Source organism: Taylorella asinigenitalis MCE3, assembly GCF_000226625.1.
GTDB classification, from domain to species: Bacteria; Pseudomonadota; Gammaproteobacteria; order Burkholderiales; family Burkholderiaceae_B; genus Taylorella; species Taylorella asinigenitalis.
The window spans coordinates 338,720-360,989 of sequence record NC_016043.1 but is presented as its reverse complement, the minus strand read 5'-3'; the positions used below and the strand labels follow the sequence as shown (position 1 = coordinate 360,989).

The following is a 22,270-nucleotide window of genomic DNA, read 5'->3' as shown; positions in this document are numbered from 1 at the left end:
AATTATGTCACTAAGAATAATTAAATCAATTTCACTTGCTTCTATAGTTTTAGCCTTAGCTGCTTGTTCTACTACTGAAACTTCTACGACTAATGAAGGGGCAACTACTACGACAGTTAACCAAAATGGTACTCCTGTTCAAGTGATTTTGGATCCGTTTAACCCCGCAAGCCCTCTTTATCAAAACAAATCTGTTTACTTTGCATTTGACAGGTATGATGTTGAACCTCAATATAACGAAATGTTACAACTTCATGCTAAATACTTAACTTCAAATGCTCAACGTTCTGTTCGCATTGAAGGTAACACTGACTTAAGAGGAAGCTCGGAGTATAACCTTGCATTAGGTCAAAGACGTTCTGTTGCTGTTGCACGTATGTTAAATCAATATGGCGTTAATTCTGCTCAAATTGAAGCTGTAAGTTTCGGTAAAGAAAGACCTCAAGCTATGGGTAATTCTGAAGAAGCTCACGCTCAAAACCGTAGGGCTGATATTCAGTACATGAAATAATAGGATTTGAGTTAGATGAATAAATCTACGATATCTAAATTTATAATATCGGCTGTGGCTCTCGTAGCTATTTCATCTCCAGCTTTTGCAGAGGATGAACAGGCTCGCAGAGCCATTCTTGAATTGCGTGCACAGCTTAAGCATTCAGAAGCTATGCGTAATGAGTTATCTAATCAAATCGTTAGACTTCAAGAGGATATTCGTAAGTTACGCGGTCAAGTTGAAGTTCTATCAAATTCTGTCCGTAAACAAAATATATCTTCAGGCGGGCCAAATGATGTGACCGCACCTACTCAGGTAGGAGACCCTGTAGAACAAAATGCTTACGATACAGCTTTAGATTTATTTAGACAGGGAAATTATGACGCTTCAGCTACTGCGTTAGCTAATTTCTCTGCTACATATCCGAATAGTGTACTAGTCCCAAGTGCCCTTTTTTATGAAGGGGGAAGCAGATATGCGACTAAAGACTTTAAAGGCTCTATAAACACACTAACTAAGATGGTTAATACTTATCCAAATAATCCTCAAGCTGGTGATGCCTTGCTAGTGATTGCAGGTAATCATTATGAACTTAAGAATTTAGATGAGTATAAGAACACCTTAAATCGTATTATTAAGGAGTATCCTGGAACACCTGCGGCTGATACAGCTAAAGAGCGTCTAAATATGAATTAATATGGTTTCCGATTTAGTTTTAAATAATATCCCCTTTGCTTATTTGGATATAGGTGAAGGGGTTCCTCTTTTAATGATACATGGCTCTTTGTGCGACTATAGATATTGGAAGGCACAAGAGAAACCCCTATCTTCACATATGCGTCTTATACTTCCAAGTTTGACCCACTACTGGCCACACAAATCACACCCAGAGCACTTTAATTATGAAGCGCATGCGAAAGATTTAATATTGCTTATGGATCATCTTGGAATTGATAAATTCCATGTGCTTGGACATTCTAGAGGTGGTGCGGTAGCTATGCGAATGTACTTGGATTTCAAAGATAGAGTTAAATCCATTATCCTTGCCGACCCTGGGATTAGGACCAAATCCCAACTTACGGAGGGTCTAGCTGGTCGACGTGAAGCCCTGCAATTTATTCTTGATGGTGAAATTGAAAAAGGTGCAGAAAAATTTGTGGACTTAGTTAGTGGGGCTGGGACTTATAAGAAAATGGTTCCATGGTTTAAAGAAATGGTTCTAGATAATATACACACACTAAACGTTCAAAAAAGTGAACCTCCATTTTTGATAGAGAAAGAAAATCTTGAAAATATAGATAAAGAAGTTCCTATTACGATTATAGGAGGTGAGCATAGTCCTAAACCCTTCCCAACAATTGTTAGAGATTTACATGATATGTGGCCGTCTTCTAAATTACATATAATAGGGCCCTCTTCTCATGGTATGAATTTAGCAGTCCCACACAAATTTAATGAACTTATTATCGAGCATATAGAATCAATGCAGAAGGTTTAGGCGAAATCAAAATTTAAATGTTAAAAATCCTAGCAAAATCGTGTAGTAAAAACAAAAAAAGGGCTAAGTTAATTAGCCCTTTAAGTTTTACGCATCTTAGTAAGTTGTGGCTTTTACATCATTAGCCTTACAAGAGAACGATTTAGATTTGTCGTTACTTAGTTTGACATTAAACTCAATCTCATCACCCACTTTTACTTCGTGTTTAGATAACATTACATGATATCCGCCACTTTTGAAGTTCACTGTTGATTGAGGTGGAACTTCAACCCAATCAACAGATCTCATACCAACTAATGTATCTTCTGATGTATATGTTTCGTGAAGGTCAGCAACCCCAAATTTTTCGGAACTGACACCCACTACATAAGCAGTTTCTGATTCACTATTATTTTTTATATCAAAATATAAAGCAGAGAACCTATCAGAAGGGAAAAGCCTAATCCAACATTGAGTCACATCAATGTCGTTTTCGCTTACATTACTTACTGGTGCTTTTTTTTTAGAACATCATTTTTGTGCTCTTTATCATGATCATGTTTGTCATGGTCATGTTTGTCATGGTCATGGTCATGGTCATGATCATGTTTCTTGTGGTCATGGTCATGTTTTTTATGGTCATGTTTGTCATGGTCATGGTCATGATCATGTTTCTCATGGTCATGGTCATCTTTCATGCCGTCCATAGATTCATCAGTATTAGTTTTAGTTACTGATTTAGGTTGAGCTTGATTTTTAGGTTTGATAAGAAGAGGTTTTCTATCTGCATCAGTATTTTCAACCACAGCCGATTTCATCTCATCCTTAGCTGAATCAACCATAGTAGAAGCAGATTGAGCAAATGCTACAGAACTGAATGCCAAACCCATTGTTAAGAATAGTGTTGATTTCATAATAAATCTCCATTTGGATTAGAAAGTGAAATTATTCTAACCATGTATATACCTTGTGTATACATTTTGAAATAAAGAAAAAGATTTTTTACCTTTTGCTACATTGTCACATTTTGACCCTAAATTTGATATATTTTCTAAACAAACTATTACTCTCTTAGGGGATTACATGAAAAAATTATCTTTATTATTTGCTGGGCTTGTACTAGCTTCAGCTCAAGCTCAAGCGGACACTCTAGACACAGTTAAAAGTCGAGGTCACGTAGTATGTGGTACCACTACTGGATTTGCTGGCTTCTCAGCTCCTAACGATAAAGGTGAATGGGAAGGTCTTGATGTGGACCTATGTAAATCTGTTGCTGCGGCAGTATTTGGTGATGCTACTAAATTTAAAACTGTACCTTTGAACTCTCAACAAAGATTTACTGCCCTTCAATCAGGGGAAATCGATATTCTTACTCGTAACACTACAGTAACTCAGCAAAGAGATACTGCTATCGGGCTTATGTCTCCAGGCGTTAATTTCTACGATGGTCAAGGATTTCTAATCAAAAAATCTCTTGGAGTTAAAAGTGCAAAAGAATTAGATGGTGCTACTGTATGTATGCAAACTGGTACTTCTAACGAAAACACTATGGCTGACTGGGCTCGTGCAAACAAAATCACTTATAAACCAGTAGTATTTGATCAGTTTAATGAAGTAGTTAATGCATTTGCTTCTGGTCGATGCGATGTATTCTCGACTGATGCATCTGGCTTGGCATCAATCAGAATTTCAAAACTTTCTAATCCAGATGAGTATATGGTATTGCCAGAAATTATTTCTAAAGAACCTCTAGGACCTTTTGTACGTCAAAGCGATGATAAATGGTTCAATATAGTTAAATGGGTTATGCATGCTCAATGGAATGCAGAAGAACTTGGAATCACTAGTAAAAACGTAGATGAACAGAAAAAATCTACTAACCCTAACGTACAAAGACTTCTTGGGGTAACTGAAGGAAGCGGTAAAAACTTAGGACTTAGTGAGGACTGGGCTTACCAAGTTATCAAACAAGTTGGAAACTATGGTGAGAGCTTTGAGAGAAATGTAGGAAAAGACAGTGTTCTTAAAATTCCGCGTGGAATCAATAAACTATACACTGAAGGCGGACTTCACTACGGTTTACCTGTTCGCTAAAATGGGAAGGATTTCAATCCACTCTTGAAATTTACAATTTAGCCCATATAATTAGCACTCATGAGCATTGAGTGCTAATTTTTTTATTTTGATTACGTATTAGGAGTTTATCCATGGCATTACGTCCATTACAAAATTTAGTGGTTATCAAACGAGTAGATAACAAAAAAACTACTGAGTCTGGCATTATCCTTGCCGGAAGTGCTGAAGAAAAACAAGATATCGGTGAAGTTGTAGCAGTTGGCCCAGGTCGTAAATCAGAAAGCGGTCAGTTAATTTCTGTAGATTTAAAAGTAGGCGATCGTGTACTTTTCGGTAAATATGCTGGACAAGCAGTAAAAATGGACGGTGAAGAATTCTTAGTTATTCGTGACGAAGAAATCCTTGCTGTAGTTGAATAATCGCATATTGACCCCACATTTATATAGTTAAAAAATTTTAGGAATTTATAAAATGACAGCAAAACAAGTATTTTTCGGTGATGACGCACGCTCACGTATTGTTCGTGGCGTAAACGTACTAGCTAACGCAGTTAAAACTACACTTGGCCCTAAAGGACGTAATGTTGTATTAGAGCGCTCATTTGGTGCACCATTAGTAACGAAGGACGGCGTAAGCGTTGCCAAAGAAATTGAACTTAAAGATAAATTCGAAAATATCGGTGCACAGCTAGTTCGTGAAGTTGCCTCTAAAACTGCGGATAATGCGGGTGACGGCACCACTACAGCTACAGTCCTTGCTCAATCAATCGTAGAAGAAGGACTTAAATATGTAGCGGCTGGTATTAATCCAATGGATCTTAAACGCGGTATCGATAAAGCGGTTGCGGCTTCTGTAGAAGAGCTTCAAAAACTTTCACGTCCAAGCTCGACTTCAAAAGAAATCGCTCAAGTTGCTTCTATCTCAGCAAATAGCGATACTTCAGTAGGTGAAATTATCGCTAATGCTATGGACAAAGTAGGTAAAGAAGGTGTTATTACTGTTGAAGACGGTAAATCACTTGAAAATGAGTTAGATGTAGTTGAAGGTATGCAATTTGACCGTGGCTACCTATCTCCATATTTCATTAATAACGGCGAAAAACAAATTGCTGCTCTAGATGAGCCATTTATACTTATCTACGACAAAAAAATCTCAAATATCCGCGATTTATTGCCAGTGTTAGAGCAAGTTGCTAAAACTAGCCGCCCTCTACTAATTATCGCTGAAGACGTGGAAGGTGAAGCTCTAGCTACATTAGTAGTAAACAATATCCGTGGCATTCTTAAAACTGTTGCAGTTAAAGCTCCAGGTTTTGGTGATCGTCGTAAAGCTATGCTTGAAGATATCGCAATCCTAACTAATGGTGTTGTTATTTCTGAAGAAACTGGTATGTCTTTAGAAACAGCTACTTTAGAGAATCTTGGTCAAGCTAAACGTGTAGAAGTTGCTAAAGAAAGCACAACTATTATCGACGGTGCAGGTGCTGTAGAAAAAATTGAATCTCGCGTTAATTTAATTCGTCGTCAAATCGAAGAAGCTACTTCTGATTACGATCGCGAAAAACTTCAAGAGCGCGTAGCTAAATTAGCTGGTGGCGTTGCTGTTATTCGTGTTGGTGCTGCGACTGAAGTTGAGATGAAAGAGAAAAAAGCTCGCGTAGAAGATGCTCTACACGCAACTCGTGCTGCAGTCGAAGAAGGTATTGTTCCTGGAGGTGGTGTCGCTTTACTTCGCACTAAAGAAGCAATTTCTGCGGTTAAAGGCGAAAATGCAGATCAAGATGCTGGTATCAAACTTGTTTTACGTGCTATCGAAGCTCCACTTCGCACTATCGTATCAAATGCTGGTGAGGAGCCAAGCGTAGTTTTAAATAACGTTCTTAACGGTAAAGGTAACTACGGATACAACGCAGCTACAGGTGAGTACGGCGATATGATGGAACAAGGCGTTCTTGATCCAACTAAAGTGACTCGTAACGCACTGCAAAATGCGGCATCAGTTGCAAGCTTACTTCTAACTACAGAAGCTGCAGTAACTGAAGTTGTTGAAGACAAACCTGCTCCTGCAATGCCTGACATGGGCGGCATGGGCGGTATGGGTGGCATGGGCTTCTAATTTTTAAGATAACCATACACAATGAAAGGCGTAAACTTCACACGGGGTTTATGCCTTTATTTTTGCGGGTATCAGTTATAATTTTCGGATTCGAAAACATTGCCACCTAAAATGTCAGAAGACTACGAAAGTCCATACAAAAGCAAGCTCACATATAACCGTATCTGGAATGCCACAAAATATTCATTCCAAGGGTTCAGGTCTGCCTTCAAATTTGAAGCCTCCTTCTGCCAGGAATTTTTAATCGCATGCTTTATGTGCCCATTAGCATTTGTTCTTGGACGCACGCCAATCGAAGTGATTGTGCTTTTATTCACCTTATTTCTTGTGCTTATCGTAGAGTTGCTTAATTCCGCACTCGAGACCTTGGGCGATCGCATAATAAATGACTACGACGAGATGATCAAAAGAGCGAAGGATCTTGGAAGTGCCGCTATTTTCCTATGTCTTGTCTTCTCATTTTTCACATGGCTTTATTTTGTAATTCGCTATTTCGCTGATTGGTCGTAGTTATGGATTTCATCACTAAACTTCGTGCGGTGTGGGATAAGCAAAATTCGGCACTGATGCTTGGGCTTGATCCTGATATCAGCCGCATTCCCACTCATTATGCATGCACTACGGAAGGGGTGTACGATTTTTGTCGCGATATGGTGGATGCTTGTGCTCCTTATGTGTGCGGATTTAAGCCGCAGATTGCGTATTTTGCGGCATTAGGTGCAGAGCGGGAGCTGGAGAGGTTGTGCGAGCATATACGTCGGGAGCATCCGTCGCTTGTGGTTATTCTTGATGCAAAGCGCGGAGACATTGGCACGACAGCGAAGCAGTATGCGATTGAGGCTTTTGAGCGCTATGGTGCGGATGCTGTGACCGTGAATCCGTATATGGGCTTTGATTCGATAGAGCCGTATTTGGAGTGGAAGGATCGCGGTGTTATCGTTTTGTGTCGTACATCGAATGCGGGTGGTTCGGATCTTCAATTTCTTGAGGTCGAGGGAGAATATGGCAGGATGAGACTTTACGAGCATATAGCCACCCTTGCGTGCAAAAAGTGGAACGCTAGCGGGCAGCTTGGGCTTGTCGTGGGTGCGACTTATCCGAATGAGATTGCACGCGTTCGAGAAATTGTTGGGCCTGATATGCCGCTTCTGATTCCTGGCATAGGGGCTCAGGGCGGGGATTTGGAGGCTACTGTGACTGCCGCCCTCTCTTTCGGTGGCAATGCTCTCTTAATCAACTCATCTCGTGCGATTTTATACGCTAGCGGTGCTGAAGATTGCTTGCAAGCTGCATCAGACGTGGCTCGCAAAACTCGGGACAAAATCAATCAAACAATTCTAAAAATAGGGAAAGTGCACACTTAGCACTTTCATTTCGAATCTGATCTCGACTCTCCCCTTTTATATGTTTCCCGTGCACGCTTGAACTTATCGACCCATGTTCATCTCGCACGCCTAAACCAAAAAACACCGTACCCACTGGCTTAGCCTCTGAACCACCACCTGGACCTGCAATGCCCGTTACAGAAATTGAGTAATCGCACCTATCAAATCGCTTCAAAGCGCCCATGGCCATCTCTTTTGCAGTCTCTGCACTTACAGCACCATACTGTGCAATAACTTCGCTAGGAACGCCTACTAGAGCGATTTTAGATTCATTCGAATAAGTAACTAGGCCACACTCAAACCACTTACTAGACCCTGGTATGTCGGTTAACATTTTAGAAATAAGCCCACCAGTGCATGACTCTACTAAACAAATTCGAGCCGAGCGATCTACAAGAATCTTTGCTACCTTTTCTACTTGTAAATCCATAATATTAAAATAAGAATCAAAATTTTGAACGTTAAAAAAGAATATACAGCAGCTAATAAATCATCGAACATTATTCCAAATGAAGACCTCAATTTTCGATCGAAATATGCGATGGGAAATGGCTTCCATATATCAAAGATGCGAAAAATAATCACTGCAATAAAATAAAATGCGTATTCTTGAGGAGCGATACAAAGAATCAAAAACAGCACGGCCACTATTTCGTCCCACACAATTGAGCCACTATCATGTTCACCTATGTCTTTTGAAGTTTGTCCACAAATCCACAAACCCGCAATAAACATCACGCATATGATTACAAATCGCCATATTAAAGAGAGTGATAGCAAATCGAAAAGCCACCATATTAATAGGCCCACAAATGAGCCCCAAGTCCCCGGCCCTGGTTTTATGAGTCCTGCCCCAAAACCTAAGGCTAAGATTCTAAAAGGCTTTCGAAGCATCCATGCAAAAGATATTTTTGTGGCAATGTTTCCCGATTCCATCTCAATCAATATAAATCAAAAATGCTGAAACCCACCATTTGGAACTTCAATTAACTCCCCGTTTTCATAAACTTCCACTGGTGGGCGTGGTTTACCTTGAGCGTGTGGAATAGGTGTGAAAGGCGTAGTATCAACATAATAATTATTCTTTTCAAATTTATTTCTCAATTCCTGTCTACGCTTTACTCGTTCCCTTCTCTCTCTGTCAATATTAAAACGCCAGCTCACTTCACCTATTCTCGTTAATTTTAGTTGCAAAGAATCAGAAAGCCTCTCTATTATGGCACGATTCTCTGGGGGTGCAGTGAAACATAATTCATAGCAATCGCCCCCAGATAAAATAGCCTCACGAATCTGTTCTTTGCTAAATTGCTTTTCTAAATTCTTATCGTATGGAATTTTTTCTAAATGAATTTCTGCGGTTTTTTTGCTGCTTTTCATGATATGACCTAGGTCTTGAACAAGCCCATCGGATATATCTATGCATGAAGTAGCGCGTCTAATTAGAGATTTGCCTAGATCTATACGAGGTTCCGGTAATTCCAGAGCTTCAAAAATCATCGCATATTTAGCTAAATCATTTGGATTGTCGCGTTTAGTGGTATATGCGAGATGAGCTTTTCCAAGATTGCCTGAAACCCAAATATCATCACCTGCACGTGCCCCCGCACGAGTCATAAACGCCGAAGTAGCACTTCTTCTAAAATTTACATTTAGGCCGCCAAAAACTGTGACATTTATAATGATGCCCATTTTGCTTTTGGAGAGATCTCCGCCAATCAAAGGGCACATATATTTTTCTGATAAATTTCTAAACCCTTCAGTAAATTGAGCAATCCATGACTGATCTATAGATGGCAATGCCAACGACAACAGGCATCCAATTGGTTCTGCTCCCATAGCCGCTAAATCCGATAGATTTACAGCCAGTGCCTTATGCCCCAAATTTTTAGGATTAACATCAGAAAAAAAATGCTGACCCTCAATCAATAGATCAGCACTTGTTGCAATATGCGTATGGCCAAACGGTGGCGTAAAAATTGCACAATCATCTCCCACCGTTATAGGAACTTCTCGCGTTGCTTTTGAAAAACTGAAATAGTTTTCAATAATGTCGAATTCTTTATTCATGGATTCTAATTTTCTCAGCTAATTTATCAAGGGCACCATTGATAAATTTAAACCCATCAGTTCCACCAAAGTCTTTTGCAAGTTCAATGGCTTCATTTAAAACAACTCTTTTAGGCACATCTAATGAATTAATTAATTCATAGGTCCCTAAAAGCATGATGGAGTGTTCTATTGGTGAAAGCTCTGAATATGAGCGACTTATAAATGGGGCAAAATGTTCCCTGAGCATACTGGCATCCCGGATGATACCGTATAGAGAATTTTTGTATAAATCGAGATCCGCAAAATCGAAATTTTCTTGTTCACGCATATGTGCATCTATATCCGCACTATCTTGGGTTTCGTTTGATATAAGCCACGAATAAAGGCCCTTTACTACAAACTCCCTAGCTAAGTGTCTAGCACTAATGCCGACTTTTTGCCCCATTAAAATAAGTCTCCTAATGTTAAGTTAGTTATTAACGACGATTATCCTCATCGTCTTCATCTTCGTACTCTTCATCATCTTCATCATCAAAGTACTCATCTTCATCCTCATCATCCTCTGAATATTCTTCATCCTCAGAATCTTCATCGAAGTCTTCGTCTTCGTCCTCGTCTAATTCGAACTCTTCCTCATCGTCGTAATCCATATCTTCGTCATCAAGGAAATATTCTAAATCGTCGAGATCTTCATCTTCATCTGTTTCAGGTACTAATGCTTCCATAAGATTAGCAAGTTCCACTGCTACAAGAGCACAATCACGACCCTTCTCTTCAGCACGTGCATGTGCTTGATCAGCAGATTCTACAGTGAGCACACCATTTGCGATAGGGATATTCATCTCAAGGGCAACTTTGGAAATAGCTGCGGCACTTTCATTTGAGACAACTTCAAAATGATATGTATCACCGCGAACAACGGCACCTAAAGCAATCAAAGCATCGAACTCATAGCTCATAGCCATTTGTTGCAATGCGATTCCTAGTTCAAGCGAGCCTGGCACAGTAACGACCATAACTTGGCTTTCATCAACACCAAGGCTTTCAAGCTCATCTAAGCAAGCTTCAAGTTCTGCGTAAGCAATTTCTTCATTAAAACGGCTAAGTACAATTCCAACATAAAGGTCTTCACCGTTGCGATCTGGTTCCATAGTATAAGGTTTCATAGAGGCTCCTATTTAAGTAGTGGTGTAAAGATTATAAAGGAATTATATAGATTTGGATTTGACACCGAGATGAAGGGCGGACATATTCATCCACCCCCTCAAAATCCTCTAGGGTAGCTCGTTTCCAGTAACTATAAGAGAGAAGCCTTCCATAGAGGGCATACGAAGAGGATTACTTAAAAGTCTCATACGTCCCACCCCTAAGTCACGAAGAATCTGAGCCCCGATACCATAGGTACGCAAATCGTAGCGCTCATTTTTTTGTGGTTTAGGTTCCCTAGCTTCCTGCCCCCAATTTAAAATAGCATCAAAAATCCGACCCTCGTAGCCATGTGCATTTAATAGAACTACAACACCGCGCTCAGAGTTTGCAATTTTTTCTAATGCTTGTGGCAATGACCAGCTATGCGACTGCCCTTCCAAATCGAGCAAATCAAGTGCTGTTGTCGGTTCGTGAACTCTTACTAAGGTATCTAAATCTTCTTTAATCTCGCCTTTTACTAAAGCTATATGTGGAGCTCCAGCAGATTTATCGCGATATGCAAAAGCCTTAAATGTACCCCATGACGTTTTAATTTCTCGGGAACCAATGCACTCAATCATAGATTCATGTTCACTGCGATATTGAATTAAATCTACAATTGTGCCTATCTTAATTCCATGGCCTTTTGCAAATTCAATAAGATTTGGAAGGCGAGACATAGTTCCGTCTGCATTCATAATTTCACAAATAACTGATGCAGGTGTTAGTCCAGCTAATTTAGTTAAATCACACCCAGCCTCTGTGTGTCCCGCTCTAACTAATACGCCCCCTGGAACGGACCTTACTGGAAATATATGCCCTGGCTGCACGATATCAGTAGGTTTTGAATTTTTAGAGATAGCTACCTTAATAGTATGAGCACGATCTGCAGCCGAAATACCAGTAGTTACTCCTTCAGCCGCTTCAATTGAAGTAGTGAAATTAGTTCCAAATCCAGAACGGTTTGTACTAGTCATCATTGGTAAATTAAGCTCCTCACAACGATCGTGAGTCAGGGTTAAACAGACTAGACCTCTAGCATGAGTAATCATGAAATTAATAGCCTCTGGGGTTACGAATTCAGCAGCCATCATCAAATCGCCTTCGTTTTCGCGATTTTCTTCATCAACGATAATGACCATCTTCCCTAATCTTAAATCTTCAATAATCTCAGTAATTGGGGATATACCAAAATCCTCTTCCCGAATATCTAATTCGGTATTAACCTGATTCTGAGTTTTTGTAGAAGCATTCATACTGATACCAACTTTTGAGTTAATCAAAGATTTTAACACTTAGCGTTTGATATACTAAGTAAACATTGCCACCAAAAAAAGAGAACATGGACATTGAAAGCCGCCTCTCATCAAGCGATACGTCATACGCAAAGATTTGGCTACGTCTAAACGCATGCAATCATATTATTCAAAGCCATGTGCGCGAGTATTTGCGAATTGCACACAATCTTACACCTACACGTTTTGAAATACTTGCTCATATAAATAGCTCGCGATATGGATTGAAGATGGGCGAAATCTCTGAACGACTTATGGTGTCCGACGGCAATATTACTAATGTTGTGAAGGTGCTTGAAGAAGAAGGATATATTCGCAAAAAAGAGAGTATCGATGATGGTCGTACAGTAACACTTAATCTTACCGCGAAGGGTAAGAAAATCCTCAAAAAAGCGAATGAGGGGTTAAATGATGCTCTATATGAATTAATGGGTGACTTAAAAGAGACTGATTCTAAAAAGATACTCAAAGCACTAAGCGAACTAAAACAAATTATTGATCCAAATTCGATTTAATTTAGGGCTTTTAGCAACAAAATTTTTCTAAATCATTAATTTTTATGGTATTTTATTGGATTGAAATAAAATCTTAACAATTTCCTTCCTGCCATGTCTGAACAAGAAATTAAACTACACGTACCCATTGCCACCCGTGAATCTGTAAGAAATTCTCTTAATAATGCGACTAAAGTAAATTTGCGAGCGATGTATTTTGATACTCCAAGCCGTCAGCTTGCTAAATCTAAAACATCGATTCGATTAAGGCTTGAGGGAGATACGTGGGTTCAAACCTTAAAGATGGCAGGAGAAAATCAATTCAATCGGTTTGAATTAAATCACTCTAGACACTCCCCTATTCTGGATTTAAGCCTTTATGCAGGAACGGCAGCGGAAATTGTAATCTCAAAATTAACGGAAGAATTGGAATGTCGATTTGAGACACATGTTGAGAGGCTTGTTAAAAAACAGCGCGTTAAACGAGGGACGGTAGAGATTGCTTATGATACGGGATTTGTAAGGGCTGGAGTGCTTGAACTTCCTATTAATGAAATTGAGTTTGAGCTAGTTTCAGGGCAGGTATGTGCAATTTTTGATATGGCAGCAAGATGGACTAAGGAACATGGTCTTATTCTGGATAACCGCACAAAAGCCCATCGCGGGGATGCATTAGCAAATATAAATAATAAAATCACAACCGCCGACCCTCAACATCAAGCAGCAATCGAACTAGCTGAAACGCAAAAATTTTGGGCCGAGAAAAAAGCTCAAACAACATATATTCAAAAATATTTAACCGCTACAAAAGCATTAAGCAAATTAACAGAAGAGTGTATAGACCAGATATCTTCAAATGCAGCATTATTGGCTGAAGTGGATACAGCTGGGGTCGCAAAAACAGCTAAAAGCGAACATGTTCATCAATTACGCGTAGGAATTAGAAGACTAGTTTCAAATTGGCGATTGTTTGATGGTATTGCTCATATGCCTGAAGAGGCCCTACAACAAGAATTAAAAGGGTATTTCAAACGGTTCGGTGAAACTCGTGATAAAGACGTTATGCTTGAAACCATAATGCCTGTTTTAGAAGAGGCAGGTATGCCTGAGATTAAAGTCAATCACTACGATGGGAAGCCTGCTACGGAAATCGCAAAAGAACGAGAGTTTCAGATACTATTGATTAGATTGATGCAGTGGATGGCTACGGTGCCGAATACGGATCCATTGCCACCAGAAAAGGAAGAAGCGTTCGAAATCAAGGATACGGACGATGTTGTGCAAGAGTCTTCTTCTGAAGCGGCGGAAGTTGAGGCTGATGCGGTGGAAGAGGTAAAAGATGAGGCAAGGGACGAGGATGCACCTAAGCAAGCATCGACGAGACGATTACTCTCTCAGGCTGTTGCGGCTGCTTCGGGTGCTGCACGTGCAGGAGATTCACAGCCAGAGACATCGTTCGAAGAGGCTCAGGATTTAATACGTAATGAGCTTTTAGATATTATTCCACTCTCTCCAGGAGTTGCGGGCGATTCATTACTGATTTATAAGATCGAAAAACGCATTGCCAAATGGTATAAGTCAATTGTTAATCATTGGAAATCAAGAAGCAAAGCGGAAATTGAAAACTACCACGACCTGCGCAAGAAAATTAAGAAAATTCGATATGCACTAAATGTGTATGAAAATATGGAAGGAGCTAGTCGTTTGGGACGCGTGAGTCGTCGATTAATCGATGCTCAGGAGGTGTTCGGTCAGCTTAACGATTACGCTACGGCACATGAATATTTTTCAAATTTAGTGCGAACTCATAAGCAAGCATGGTTTGCTGTGGGTTGGCTGGCTGCACATACTGAAATTTTACGTTGCGAGGCTGATGAGGCTCATCGCAGGCTTCCTAAGCGCATAAAATTTGTGCGATAAATATTGGGGGTGGGCTTGCGTGGGTTGCGTGTGTGTGGACTTGTGCGAGGTTTGCGTGATTCGCACAGGCCCCGTGTTCGCGGTCAATAAAACGATAGACCAACAGCCCCCAAAAGCTCACTATCCAACCAGAGCCTGAGCAAATTCCTCAGCCACAAATGGCTGCAAATCCTCAAGAGCTTCACCCACTCCAATCCAATACACTGGAATCGGCCTCACCCCTTGCACTCCCGAAGCCAATGCCACAAGAACGCCGCCTTTAGCTGTTCCATCAAGCTTAGTAATAAGCAGACCAGTAAGCCCGATCGCCGCATCAAAAGCCTTAATCTGAGATAGTGCATTCTGCCCAGTGTTTCCGTCAACAACTAGCAGCACTTCATGCGGAGCCGTTGGATCGGCCTTCCCAATAACGCGCTTAATTTTTTTAAGCTCCTCCATCAGATGAGTTTGCGTTGGAAGTCGCCCAGCCGTATCGATCATCACAACCGTAGTTCCTTTGGCTTTCCCTGAATTTACGGCATCGAACGCTACACTAGCTGGATCGCCGCCTTGTTGCGAGATAACTTGCACATCATTACGCAGTCCCCACTGCTGAAGCTGTTCTCGGGCCGCCGCCCTAAATGTATCCCCAGCCGCCAGCAACATACTCGCTCCATGTGCTTGAAAATGATACGCAAGTTTGCCGATAGAAGTAGTTTTTCCTGCACCATTTACGCCCGCAATCATAACGACATTTGTACGATCCTCGTGAATATCGAAAAGTTTCTCGAGCGGCTTAAGATAGCTGGCAATAATATCGCACAGTGCCTGCTTCACTTCGTCCGCCGTTTCAAGCCTTTGCTTTTTGACGGCCTGACGCAGCTCATTAATAATTTTCTCTGTGGCAATGCCCCCCGCATCCGCCATCAACAGCGAATTCTCCAGTTCTTCGAAAAGATCCTCATCAATGCGAGAGCCAACGAATATAGCCCCTATATTGGATCGAGCAAGTCCAGATTTAAGACGCGAAAACCAACCTTTTTTATCTGCGAGCACGGCTTGAAGCTCTGGCTCAGGCTGCGGGTCTGGCTCCTCATGCATCCCAGGCTCAGGATCAGGTTCAAGCTCCTCCTCATCCTCATATTCTGGCTCATCCCCGTACCCAAAGCGACTCAAATCATCCTCACGCACCTCAGCCAAAGCCGCCCTCTCGAGCTCCTCATCGCTAATCGGTGGCAATGCATCCGACAAACTCACTTTAATATGAACTTTGCCCTGCGCATCTGGAGTAGGCCATAAATTATCAAAAGAAGAATTCTCAGGCAAAATCGATTCAGACTCCTGCGTTTCTTGTGGCATTTCTTGTGGCAATACCTCCGCTTCTGCTTCCGCCACCTCTTCTTGTGATTCTAAAGTCTGCTCAACTTCATCCACTCGAGCTTCATCTTTATTTTTCTTTTTTCTAAAAAATCGGAACATATAAAACTTCTATCTGTAATAAGCCATTATTTTAACTACAAAATTTATTTTATAATTAATGTTTTACCTTGGAATTTAAGACCTATGGGTCGCACTGTTCGCATAATTGGTGGTCAGTATAAAAAATCTACATTGCCAGTCTTAGAGATTGAAGGATTTAGACCCACACCAGATCGTGTTCGTGAGACATTATTTAACTGGATTGACCATATATGGTCTGGAGTCTACCAAGATAAATCTGTGTTAGATTTATTTGCAGGTACTGGTGCTTTAGGATTTGAGGCTGCATCAAGAGGTGCACAATATGTGCTTCTTGCAGACCAGAACCAAAAAGTTATTGAACAACTTCGAAAATCTCGCGATAAATTAAATGCTAATGCAGTGCGTATAAATTCCTTAGGAGTACCAAAAATTCTTGAACGTATGGATGCGAGTAGGTTCAATTTAGTATTTCTTGATCCTCCATTTCATAGCGAATTACTTGAGATTACGAAACCATATTTGGAACATATATTATTGCCACAAGGGCTTGTATATATTGAATCAGACAAACCACAAATATTAAACGATTCATTTGAGCTTTTGAGGGAATCAAAAGCAGGACAAGTTTATTTTTACTTATTTAAATTTAATAGAGAAACTTTATGATTACAGCAATCTATCCAGGCACGTTCGACCCAATAACGCGTGGGCATGAGGACTTGGTTCGCAGAGCTTCAAAGCTTTTCGATAATATAGTGGTGGGCGTTGCGGAAAGCAAAGCTAAAAAACCATTCTTCACACTTGACGAACGCCTAGACATTGCCAAAGAAGTTTTAAGTCACTATAAAAATGTGGAAGTGAAATCGTTCACAGGTTTGTTAAAAGATTTTGTACGTCAGGAAGGCGGAAAAGTGATTGTGCGTGGCTTGCGTGCGGTATCCGATTTTGAATATGAATTTCAACTTGCTGGGATGAATAGGTATTTATTGCCAGAGGTGGAAACTTTGTTTATGACTCCATCTGAGCAATATCAATTTATATCAGGCACATTTGTGCGCGAGGTTGCAATTTTAGGAGGGGATGTTAGTGAGTTCGTGTTCCCTCTAGTTGAAAAACGTCTCACAGATAAAGTCGCTTATTTGAAAGCGCAAAAGGAATCAGAGTAATGGCATTAAAAATTGATGAAGACTGTATTAACTGCGACGTTTGTGAACCGCAGTGCCCAAACGAAGCTATTTATATGGGGCCAGAGATCTATGTGATTGAACCCGATAAATGCACTGAATGCGTGGGTCATCACGACGAACCGCAGTGTATGTCGGTTTGTCCCGTGGACTGTATTTCGAAAGACCCAAATCATCCAGAAACAGAAGAACAATTAATGGAGAAATTTAAGAAATTGACTGGACAAGCGTAAGCGGCGCGCGGTAATGGGGCTCGAAGCGAGGTCCCTACCAATCCAGTTGATCGAAGGTAAGCCCCATAACTTTACGTATGGCTAAACTTACACATTAAATAAGAAGTTAAGCACGTCACCATCTTTGACGATATATTCTTTTCCTTCTGCCCTCATTTTCCCAGCTTCCTTAGCTCCCTGCTCGCCTTTGTACTGTATGAAATCATCGTACGAAATTGTCTGAGCACGTATAAATCCGCGTTCGAAATCAGTGTGTATAACTCCAGCTGCTTTAGGTGCTGTATCGCCTTTGCGAATGGTCCATGCACGCACTTCTTTCACACCGGCCGTAAAGTATGTTTGTAGACCAAGAAGGTCATAGCCCGCACGTATCAAGCGGTTTAAGCCAGGCTCGTCCATACCCATGTCTGCTAAAAACATCTCCTTATCTTCATCATCAAGATCGGCGATTTCAGCTTCAATAGCAGCACAAACTGAGATTACTGGAGAATTTTCAGCCGCCGCATATTTTTGAACAGCTTCAAGATGTGGATTGTTTTCAAAACCATCTTCACGAACATTTGCGACATACATACATGGTTTCGCGGTTATAAATCCAAATGACTTAATCGCATGCATTTCATCCTCATCTAATCCAAGAGAACGAATTGCTTTTGCTTCATTTAAATGTGGAACAATTTTCTCTAAAACAGCAACCAGTTTTTGAGCTTCCTTATCCCCTGCACGTGCAACTTTTTGATTCTTAAGCAGTGCCTTTTCCGCCGTCGCTAAATCTGACAATGCCAACTCCGTATTGATAACCTCAATATCGCTCACAGGATCTACACGGCCTGCGACATGGACAACATTGCCATCTTCAAAGCAGCGCACAACATGCACTACAGCATCTGTTTCTCGAATATTTGCAAGGAACTGATTTCCAAGCCCCTCACCTTTAGACGCACCAGCCACGAGCCCCGCAATATCCACAAATTCAACAGTCGCTGGCAATACCCTCTCTGGTTTCACAATTTCCGCTAATTTCTCAAGCCTCGCATCTGGCACTTCCACGATCCCCACATTAGGCTCAATCGTGCAAAATGGATAGTTCTCGGCCGCAATCCCAGCCTTAGTAAGTGCGTTAAAAAGAGTCGACTTCCCTACATTTGGAAGCCCAACGATTCCGCATTGTAATGCCATTTAAAACCTCAAATTAAATATAAAACTTGCTCGAGCATGTTTTGCATGCCCTTCATTATTTTTTCTACTTCTTCCGGTGGCAATGACTCCATCGCCCTCATCGCCAGCCATACCAAAATCACGGGACCTGCATTAAATATCGCATGAAAAACCACGGCCGCCGCAAAGCTGTATTTCATTCTAAACCATGCGATAACATAGCCCGTCACAAGCTGCGGCACGACCAACAAAATCATAAGGACGGAAAGGTCCTTGATATTGTAGTTATACACATGTAAACATGCGAACACGATAACACTTATATGAAAAACCCACGGGAAATACGCATAATAAAACGCCCTACTTTTAGGTGGCAATGCATACTTCTCCTCCAATTTTCCGGTGGTGTCCAGGTACATTGCCACAAGCAAAGTAACCGCAACCACCCCTAGACTTAAAATCATAGGCCCTGAGCTCATAACCATGAATCCAAGCGGTATGCATATTATCCAAAACATCGGCCGCCGCAAAGAAAAGCGGAAAATCAGCTCCTCCACAATAGGCGCCCATATCGCCGCAAGCGGCACCAAATAAGGCATGCGCGGGTCGATTTGATTTTCAACCCCAAGCTTATTGGTCACTAGCACAACAATAGGAGCGAGCAGAAAAATATTAATAAGCCAAAGCAAAAACACCCATTTGGAAATGCGACCAAGCGGCACATGCAACGCAAAATCGGAATGTGACGGTCCGTGCTCGATAAACTGCGGATGCACGATATAGTGCAATAATTCTTTTATGGACTTAATCATTGTGCGGTGCCTCTTTAGTGGGAGCTGTGGCGGGTGCGGGTGCTGCGGTGGGTGCGGGTGCTGGGGCTTTGAGCGTGGCAATGGCCTCCTGCTTCTCCCCTATCAATAATTTCGCAATCGCCTCAACGCCGCGATCGATGCTGTTTAAAATTTGTGCCGCTTCTTCGGAATTGGGCCTATGCAAAACATAGTCGGCAACTGGCTGCACCATATTTCGCTTGCGTGGATGGTCGATGCCAATTCGAAGCCGCCAAAACTCTGGCGATGCCAATGCCGCCGTAATATCTCTCAATCCGTTATGCCCCGCATGACCGCCGCCTTTCTTAAGCTTGATTTCATTGATTGGCAAATCGAGCTCGTCGTGTGCAACAATGATTTCGTCGACGGCGATTTTGTAGAAATGACATACGGCTTGAACAGCACGCCCTGAGAGGTTCATGTAAGTGGATGGTTTGAGTAGGTAAACATTGCCACTGGCGGAGGGGAGCTTTGCTAAATAGCCATGAAACGCGGATTCCAAAGCCCACGCACAGCCATGCTTTTGAGCGAGGCGATCGACAAGCCAAAAGCCAGCATTGTGGCGGGTTTGCTCGTACTGGGGGCCAGGATTTCCCAAACCGACAATAAGTTTTAGGGATGTGTTCATGAGTTTTTTTACGCTTCGGTTGCGAAGGCAAAAGTTAAAACTTAAGATTTTACTATTATTTAAGCTTAGCAAAAAATCCCCTGAATTCGGAGGCGAAATTCAGGGGCTAGGGGTAGGTTTTTATGAGCTAGATTTTTTATTATTATTTTAGGAAACAAATTACCACTGATAAGAAGCACCGACACCGCCACCAACTTGACTTCGAACATCGCTAGCAACTGCGAATGCACTCTTGCCAGGCGATGGCGGCATAAGCCCAGAAGAAGCCATAGCCATAGCCAAAGCGGACGCACCTAAAGCATCTTTGTAGCGCTCATTGATCTTACTCTCAAGATGCCTTACATAAGTGTCAACATAGCCTTTGTGGAAGCATGATGTGGTTGTGTAGGTGGTACGACATTAGATATGTTCATTCCACCTGCACTAATGCCCTTATCAGTAACACTCGGTCCGTTCTCTCCTATTTTTCCTGTCTGCGTAGGTAATAATTGTAAAAAGATACTTTTTACTCTTCTTCTTTTTCCTCTTCTGGTGCTTCTTCAGGAGCTGGTCCTTCAACTGGATCTGCAGACTCAGTAACTGCACGAGGAGTTGAAGCAGAAGCAAGAACCAAATCCTCCTCATGTCCATGAGCCACAAACTCTACACCCTCAGGAGCTTTAATGCTACTCAAGTGAATAACACTATCCGCTTCAAGTTCACCAAGATCAACCACGATTTCACTTGGTAAATCTTTAGGTAAACAAGTAACTTCAATTTCAGTAACGATTTTAGAAATAAGATTTCCATGCAATTTAACTGCAGGAGAATTTTCATCGTTAATAAAGTGAAGAGGGATTTTTGTAGTGATTGGCTGACCACGCTCAATACGTAGGAAGTCAATATGCAAAACTTGCGGTTTGTATGGGTGCCATTGAACAGCACGAAGTAAAACAGTTTCAGTTTTACCATCTAAATCCATCTCTAAAAGTGATGAGTGGAATTCTTGTTTACGTAATGCGTGGAAAATTTCATTGTGGTCAAGGTCGATATTTAAAGGCTCCCCTTTTCCACCGTAAACGATGCCTGGAAGGCGACCTTCACGGCGCAGGCGGCGGCTCGCACTCGATCCCTGTACGCTACGTGCTTTAGCTGAAAATTTCATGGATAACTCCAATTTTTAAGGTTAAAAAAAAGGGTGATATCACCCCACTAATCCCTGCCGCGACCAGCAGGAAAAATTCAAAATCTAATATTCGGCAAACATGGAGCTTACAGATTCCGCAGAAGAAATACGCGAAATAGTTTCTCCAAGTAAAGCGGCTGTTGAAAGCTGGCGAATTTTTTCGCAAGCAGTAGCCTCAGGTGAAAGTGGAATAGTATCTGTAACTACTAATTCATCAATAACAGATTCAGTAACCCTCTCAACGGCAGCACCCGACAATACAGGATGCGTACAATAAGCGTACACCGTAGAAGCCCCTCTTTCTTTCAGAGCTTGTGCAGCCTTACAAAGAGTACCAGCCGTATCCACCATATCATCAATGATGATACAAGTGCGACCATCTACATCACCTATAATATTCATCACTTCAGAAACGTTCGCTTTCGGGCGACGTTTATCGATAATCGCAAGCTCCGCTTCAAGCTGCTTAGCCAAGGCCCTAGCTCTAACAACACCACCCACATCAGGTGATACCGCAACTAAATTCTTAAGATCGCGACGCAATATATCGGCCACGATAACAGGACTAGCATAAATATTATCCACAGGAATATCGAAGAATCCTTGGATTTGATCTGCATGTAAGTCCATAGTTAAAACTCTATCCACGCCTACAGACTGAAGCATATTTGCTACTACTTTTGCTGTGATGGCAACGCGTGCGGATCTCGGTCTGCGGTCCTGACGAGCATATCCGAAATAAGGAATTGCTGCTGTGATACTACCTACTGAAGCCCTTCTAAGAGCATCAACCATAACCATAATCTCCATAAGATTATCGTTTGTAGGTGCACATGTAGGTTGAAGAACAAAGACATCACGACCACGAACATGCTCAAGAATTTCAACCATAACTTCACCATCGGAGAAACGTCCCACAGTCATCTTCCCTAGAGACATGTTTAGGTGATTTGCGACATCAATAGCAAGACGTGGATTAGCCGTGCCAGTGAAGATCATGAAATTGTTATGAGCCATGATAAGTAAGCCACATGTGAAAGAGTCTAATTAGACAATGGCTGGGGCGGAAGGATTCGAACCTTCGCATGCCGGAATCAAAATCCGGTGCCTTAACCAGCTTGGCGACGCCCCAACAAATGC

The 22,270-nt window shown here is 41.5% G+C and carries 26 protein-coding genes, 1 tRNA gene and 1 pseudogene; 13 read left to right on the top strand and 15 right to left on the bottom strand.

The genetic code is table 11. The features are described from left to right. Positions 1-4: 4 nt before the first annotated feature. From pal to TASI_RS01760, 3 genes are read left to right on the top strand one after another with little or no spacing between them, the layout of a single operon-like run. Positions 5-511, top strand: coding sequence for a peptidoglycan-associated lipoprotein Pal (gene pal / locus TASI_RS01770; protein WP_014111042.1), 507 nt, complete (start codon positions 5-7; stop codon positions 509-511). A gap of 15 nt (positions 512-526) precedes the next feature. Continuing rightward, entirely contained in the window at positions 527-1,189 is a 663-nt protein-coding gene (gene ybgF / locus TASI_RS01765; protein WP_014111041.1) for a tol-pal system protein YbgF, read from the top strand. Position 1,190: 1 nt separating this feature from the next. Further along, on the top strand, positions 1,191-1,991 hold the full coding sequence (locus tag TASI_RS01760; RefSeq protein WP_044977932.1) for an alpha/beta fold hydrolase: 801 nt from the start codon (positions 1,191-1,193) through the stop codon (positions 1,989-1,991). Positions 1,992-2,087: 96 nt separating this feature from the next. On the opposite strand, the gene TASI_RS01755 is transcribed toward TASI_RS01760, so the two are convergent. Together TASI_RS01755 and TASI_RS07910 are read right to left on the bottom strand one after the other, a co-directional pair. Next, positions 2,088-2,450: a copper chaperone PCu(A)C gene (locus TASI_RS01755; protein ID WP_014111039.1), complete on the bottom strand. Its 363-nt coding sequence runs from the start codon at positions 2,448-2,450 to the stop codon at positions 2,088-2,090. A 26-nt stretch (positions 2,451-2,476) separates the two neighbouring features. Continuing rightward, positions 2,477-2,884, bottom strand: a complete 408-nt coding sequence (locus tag TASI_RS07910) for a hypothetical protein (RefSeq protein ID WP_014111038.1) — start codon at positions 2,882-2,884, stop codon at positions 2,477-2,479. A gap of 169 nt (positions 2,885-3,053) precedes the next feature. Between TASI_RS07910 and TASI_RS01745 the strand changes: the two genes are divergently transcribed. The 5 genes from TASI_RS01745 (at position 3,054) to pyrF (ending at position 7,525) form a co-directional block, all read left to right on the top strand. Beyond that, positions 3,054-4,064 carry an amino acid ABC transporter substrate-binding protein gene (locus tag TASI_RS01745; RefSeq protein ID WP_014111037.1) on the top strand — a complete coding sequence of 337 codons (1,011 nt, stop codon included), beginning with the start codon at positions 3,054-3,056 and terminating at the stop codon, positions 4,062-4,064. 113 nt (positions 4,065-4,177) lie between these two features. Further along, positions 4,178-4,465, top strand: coding sequence for a co-chaperone GroES (locus TASI_RS01740; RefSeq protein ID WP_014111036.1), 288 nt, complete (start codon positions 4,178-4,180; stop codon positions 4,463-4,465). Between the two features lie 52 nt (positions 4,466-4,517). After that, positions 4,518-6,161, top strand: coding sequence for a chaperonin GroEL (groL, locus tag TASI_RS01735; protein ID WP_014111035.1), 1,644 nt, complete (start codon positions 4,518-4,520; stop codon positions 6,159-6,161). Positions 6,162-6,272: 111 nt separating this feature from the next. Continuing rightward, positions 6,273-6,671 (top strand): diacylglycerol kinase, encoded by a 399-nt coding sequence (locus tag TASI_RS01730; RefSeq protein ID WP_044977929.1) that lies wholly within the window; start codon positions 6,273-6,275, stop codon positions 6,669-6,671. A gap of 2 nt (positions 6,672-6,673) precedes the next feature. Then, positions 6,674-7,525, top strand: coding sequence for an orotidine-5'-phosphate decarboxylase (pyrF, locus tag TASI_RS01725; protein ID WP_014111033.1), 852 nt, complete (start codon positions 6,674-6,676; stop codon positions 7,523-7,525). Here the strand turns inward: pyrF and TASI_RS01720 are convergent. The 6 genes and pseudogenes from TASI_RS01720 to ribBA form a co-directional block, all read right to left on the bottom strand. Next, positions 7,485-7,976, bottom strand: a complete 492-nt coding sequence (locus TASI_RS01720) for a CinA family protein (protein WP_014111032.1) — start codon at positions 7,974-7,976, stop codon at positions 7,485-7,487. The two genes, pyrF and TASI_RS01720, sit on opposite strands and share 41 nt — an antisense overlap. Beyond that, positions 7,961-8,482, bottom strand: coding sequence for a phosphatidylglycerophosphatase A family protein (locus TASI_RS01715; RefSeq protein WP_044977926.1), 522 nt, complete (start codon positions 8,480-8,482; stop codon positions 7,961-7,963). The genes TASI_RS01720 and TASI_RS01715 overlap by 16 nt, the downstream gene beginning before the upstream one ends. A gap of 15 nt (positions 8,483-8,497) precedes the next feature. Continuing rightward, complete coding sequence (gene thiL, locus TASI_RS01710; protein WP_014111030.1) at positions 8,498-9,613, bottom strand: thiamine-phosphate kinase; 1,116 nt, start codon at positions 9,611-9,613, stop codon at positions 8,498-8,500. Next, positions 9,606-10,040: a transcription antitermination factor NusB gene (gene nusB / locus TASI_RS01705; RefSeq protein ID WP_014111029.1), complete on the bottom strand. Its 435-nt coding sequence runs from the start codon at positions 10,038-10,040 to the stop codon at positions 9,606-9,608. The genes thiL and nusB overlap by 8 nt, the downstream gene beginning before the upstream one ends. 181 nt (positions 10,041-10,221) lie before the next feature. Next, a pseudogene (gene ribH / locus TASI_RS01700) lies at positions 10,222-10,761 on the bottom strand (6,7-dimethyl-8-ribityllumazine synthase); the annotation flags it as partial. 108 nt (positions 10,762-10,869) lie between these two features. Beyond that, a complete protein-coding gene (gene ribBA / locus TASI_RS01695; RefSeq protein WP_014111027.1) occupies positions 10,870-12,039 on the bottom strand; it encodes a bifunctional 3,4-dihydroxy-2-butanone-4-phosphate synthase/GTP cyclohydrolase II in 1,170 nt (389 codons plus the stop codon). A gap of 86 nt (positions 12,040-12,125) precedes the next feature. Between ribBA and TASI_RS01690 the strand changes: the two genes are divergently transcribed. Both TASI_RS01690 and TASI_RS01685 read left to right on the top strand, forming a co-directional pair. Beyond that, positions 12,126-12,593: a MarR family winged helix-turn-helix transcriptional regulator gene (locus TASI_RS01690; protein WP_044977922.1), complete on the top strand. Its 468-nt coding sequence runs from the start codon at positions 12,126-12,128 to the stop codon at positions 12,591-12,593. A gap of 93 nt (positions 12,594-12,686) precedes the next feature. Continuing rightward, positions 12,687-14,492: a CYTH and CHAD domain-containing protein gene (locus TASI_RS01685; RefSeq protein WP_014111025.1), complete on the top strand. Its 1,806-nt coding sequence runs from the start codon at positions 12,687-12,689 to the stop codon at positions 14,490-14,492. Between the two features lie 120 nt (positions 14,493-14,612). On the opposite strand, the gene ftsY is transcribed toward TASI_RS01685, so the two are convergent. After that, positions 14,613-15,950 (bottom strand): signal recognition particle-docking protein FtsY, encoded by a 1,338-nt coding sequence (ftsY, locus tag TASI_RS01680; protein WP_014111024.1) that lies wholly within the window; start codon positions 15,948-15,950, stop codon positions 14,613-14,615. Positions 15,951-16,034: 84 nt separating this feature from the next. Between ftsY and rsmD the strand changes: the two genes are divergently transcribed. Genes rsmD through TASI_RS01665 form a run of 3 tightly spaced genes read left to right on the top strand, consistent with a single transcriptional unit; the run spans position 16,035 to position 17,349 of the window. Beyond that, on the top strand, positions 16,035-16,598 hold the full coding sequence (rsmD, locus tag TASI_RS01675) for a 16S rRNA (guanine(966)-N(2))-methyltransferase RsmD (RefSeq protein WP_014111023.1): 564 nt from the start codon (positions 16,035-16,037) through the stop codon (positions 16,596-16,598). Continuing rightward, positions 16,595-17,098, top strand: a complete 504-nt coding sequence (gene coaD / locus TASI_RS01670; RefSeq protein ID WP_014111022.1) for a pantetheine-phosphate adenylyltransferase — start codon at positions 16,595-16,597, stop codon at positions 17,096-17,098. The genes rsmD and coaD overlap by 4 nt, the downstream gene beginning before the upstream one ends. Next, positions 17,098-17,349: a YfhL family 4Fe-4S dicluster ferredoxin gene (locus TASI_RS01665; protein WP_014111021.1), complete on the top strand. Its 252-nt coding sequence runs from the start codon at positions 17,098-17,100 to the stop codon at positions 17,347-17,349. Before coaD ends, TASI_RS01665 begins: the two co-directional genes overlap by 1 nt. Before the next feature lie 87 nt (positions 17,350-17,436). Here the strand turns inward: TASI_RS01665 and ychF are convergent, their stop codons facing one another. From ychF to TASI_RS01635, 6 genes are all read right to left on the bottom strand, one after another. Further along, the gene (gene ychF / locus TASI_RS01660) at positions 17,437-18,528 is read right to left on the bottom strand and encodes a redox-regulated ATPase YchF (RefSeq protein ID WP_014111020.1); all 1,092 of its coding nucleotides are present in this window, start codon (positions 18,526-18,528) and stop codon (positions 17,437-17,439) included. A gap of 8 nt (positions 18,529-18,536) precedes the next feature. Then, a complete protein-coding gene (locus TASI_RS01655) occupies positions 18,537-19,319 on the bottom strand; it encodes a CPBP family glutamic-type intramembrane protease (protein ID WP_014111019.1) in 783 nt (260 codons plus the stop codon). Next, positions 19,312-19,965, bottom strand: a complete 654-nt coding sequence (gene pth, locus TASI_RS01650; RefSeq protein WP_081462447.1) for an aminoacyl-tRNA hydrolase — start codon at positions 19,963-19,965, stop codon at positions 19,312-19,314. Before pth ends, TASI_RS01655 begins: the two co-directional genes overlap by 8 nt. A 505-nt stretch (positions 19,966-20,470) precedes the next feature. Continuing rightward, positions 20,471-21,109, bottom strand: coding sequence for a 50S ribosomal protein L25/general stress protein Ctc (locus TASI_RS01645; RefSeq protein ID WP_014111015.1), 639 nt, complete (start codon positions 21,107-21,109; stop codon positions 20,471-20,473). Between the two features lie 84 nt (positions 21,110-21,193). Next, the gene (locus TASI_RS01640; protein WP_014111014.1) at positions 21,194-22,147 is read right to left on the bottom strand and encodes a ribose-phosphate pyrophosphokinase; all 954 of its coding nucleotides are present in this window, start codon (positions 22,145-22,147) and stop codon (positions 21,194-21,196) included. Positions 22,148-22,185: 38 nt separating this feature from the next. Further along, positions 22,186-22,262: transfer RNA gene (locus tag TASI_RS01635), tRNA-Gln, on the bottom strand. Positions 22,263-22,270 lie beyond the last annotated feature (8 nt).

Bases quoted from the DNA above. Each gene is read 5' to 3' on its own strand.
- pal (WP_014111042.1), top strand. From the start codon at position 5: ATGTCACTAAGAATAATTAAATCAATTTCACTTGCTTCTATAGTTTTA.
- ybgF (WP_014111041.1), top strand. From the start codon at position 527: ATGAATAAATCTACGATATCTAAATTTATAATATCGGCTGTGGCTCTC.
- TASI_RS01760 (WP_044977932.1), top strand. From the start codon at position 1,191: ATGGTTTCCGATTTAGTTTTAAATAATATCCCCTTTGCTTATTTGGAT.
- TASI_RS07910 (WP_014111038.1), bottom strand. From the start codon at position 2,884: ATGAAATCAACACTATTCTTAACAATGGGTTTGGCATTCAGTTCTGTA.
- TASI_RS01745 (WP_014111037.1), top strand. From the start codon at position 3,054: ATGAAAAAATTATCTTTATTATTTGCTGGGCTTGTACTAGCTTCAGCT.
- TASI_RS01740 (WP_014111036.1), top strand. From the start codon at position 4,178: ATGGCATTACGTCCATTACAAAATTTAGTGGTTATCAAACGAGTAGAT.
- groL (WP_014111035.1), top strand. From the start codon at position 4,518: ATGACAGCAAAACAAGTATTTTTCGGTGATGACGCACGCTCACGTATT.
- TASI_RS01730 (WP_044977929.1), top strand. From the start codon at position 6,273: ATGTCAGAAGACTACGAAAGTCCATACAAAAGCAAGCTCACATATAAC.
- pyrF (WP_014111033.1), top strand. From the start codon at position 6,674: ATGGATTTCATCACTAAACTTCGTGCGGTGTGGGATAAGCAAAATTCG.
- TASI_RS01720 (WP_014111032.1), bottom strand. From the start codon at position 7,976: ATGGATTTACAAGTAGAAAAGGTAGCAAAGATTCTTGTAGATCGCTCG.
- TASI_RS01715 (WP_044977926.1), bottom strand. From the start codon at position 8,482: ATGGAATCGGGAAACATTGCCACAAAAATATCTTTTGCATGGATGCTT.
- thiL (WP_014111030.1), bottom strand. From the start codon at position 9,613: ATGAATAAAGAATTCGACATTATTGAAAACTATTTCAGTTTTTCAAAA.
- nusB (WP_014111029.1), bottom strand. From the start codon at position 10,040: ATGGGGCAAAAAGTCGGCATTAGTGCTAGACACTTAGCTAGGGAGTTT.
- ribBA (WP_014111027.1), bottom strand. From the start codon at position 12,039: ATGAATGCTTCTACAAAAACTCAGAATCAGGTTAATACCGAATTAGAT.
- TASI_RS01690 (WP_044977922.1), top strand. From the start codon at position 12,126: ATGGACATTGAAAGCCGCCTCTCATCAAGCGATACGTCATACGCAAAG.
- TASI_RS01685 (WP_014111025.1), top strand. From the start codon at position 12,687: ATGTCTGAACAAGAAATTAAACTACACGTACCCATTGCCACCCGTGAA.
- ftsY (WP_014111024.1), bottom strand. From the start codon at position 15,950: ATGTTCCGATTTTTTAGAAAAAAGAAAAATAAAGATGAAGCTCGAGTG.
- rsmD (WP_014111023.1), top strand. From the start codon at position 16,035: ATGGGTCGCACTGTTCGCATAATTGGTGGTCAGTATAAAAAATCTACA.
- coaD (WP_014111022.1), top strand. From the start codon at position 16,595: ATGATTACAGCAATCTATCCAGGCACGTTCGACCCAATAACGCGTGGG.
- TASI_RS01665 (WP_014111021.1), top strand. From the start codon at position 17,098: ATGGCATTAAAAATTGATGAAGACTGTATTAACTGCGACGTTTGTGAA.
- ychF (WP_014111020.1), bottom strand. From the start codon at position 18,528: ATGGCATTACAATGCGGAATCGTTGGGCTTCCAAATGTAGGGAAGTCG.
- TASI_RS01655 (WP_014111019.1), bottom strand. From the start codon at position 19,319: ATGATTAAGTCCATAAAAGAATTATTGCACTATATCGTGCATCCGCAG.
- pth (WP_081462447.1), bottom strand. From the start codon at position 19,965: ATGAACACATCCCTAAAACTTATTGTCGGTTTGGGAAATCCTGGCCCC.
- TASI_RS01645 (WP_014111015.1), bottom strand. From the start codon at position 21,109: ATGAAATTTTCAGCTAAAGCACGTAGCGTACAGGGATCGAGTGCGAGC.
- TASI_RS01640 (WP_014111014.1), bottom strand. From the start codon at position 22,147: ATGGCTCATAACAATTTCATGATCTTCACTGGCACGGCTAATCCACGT.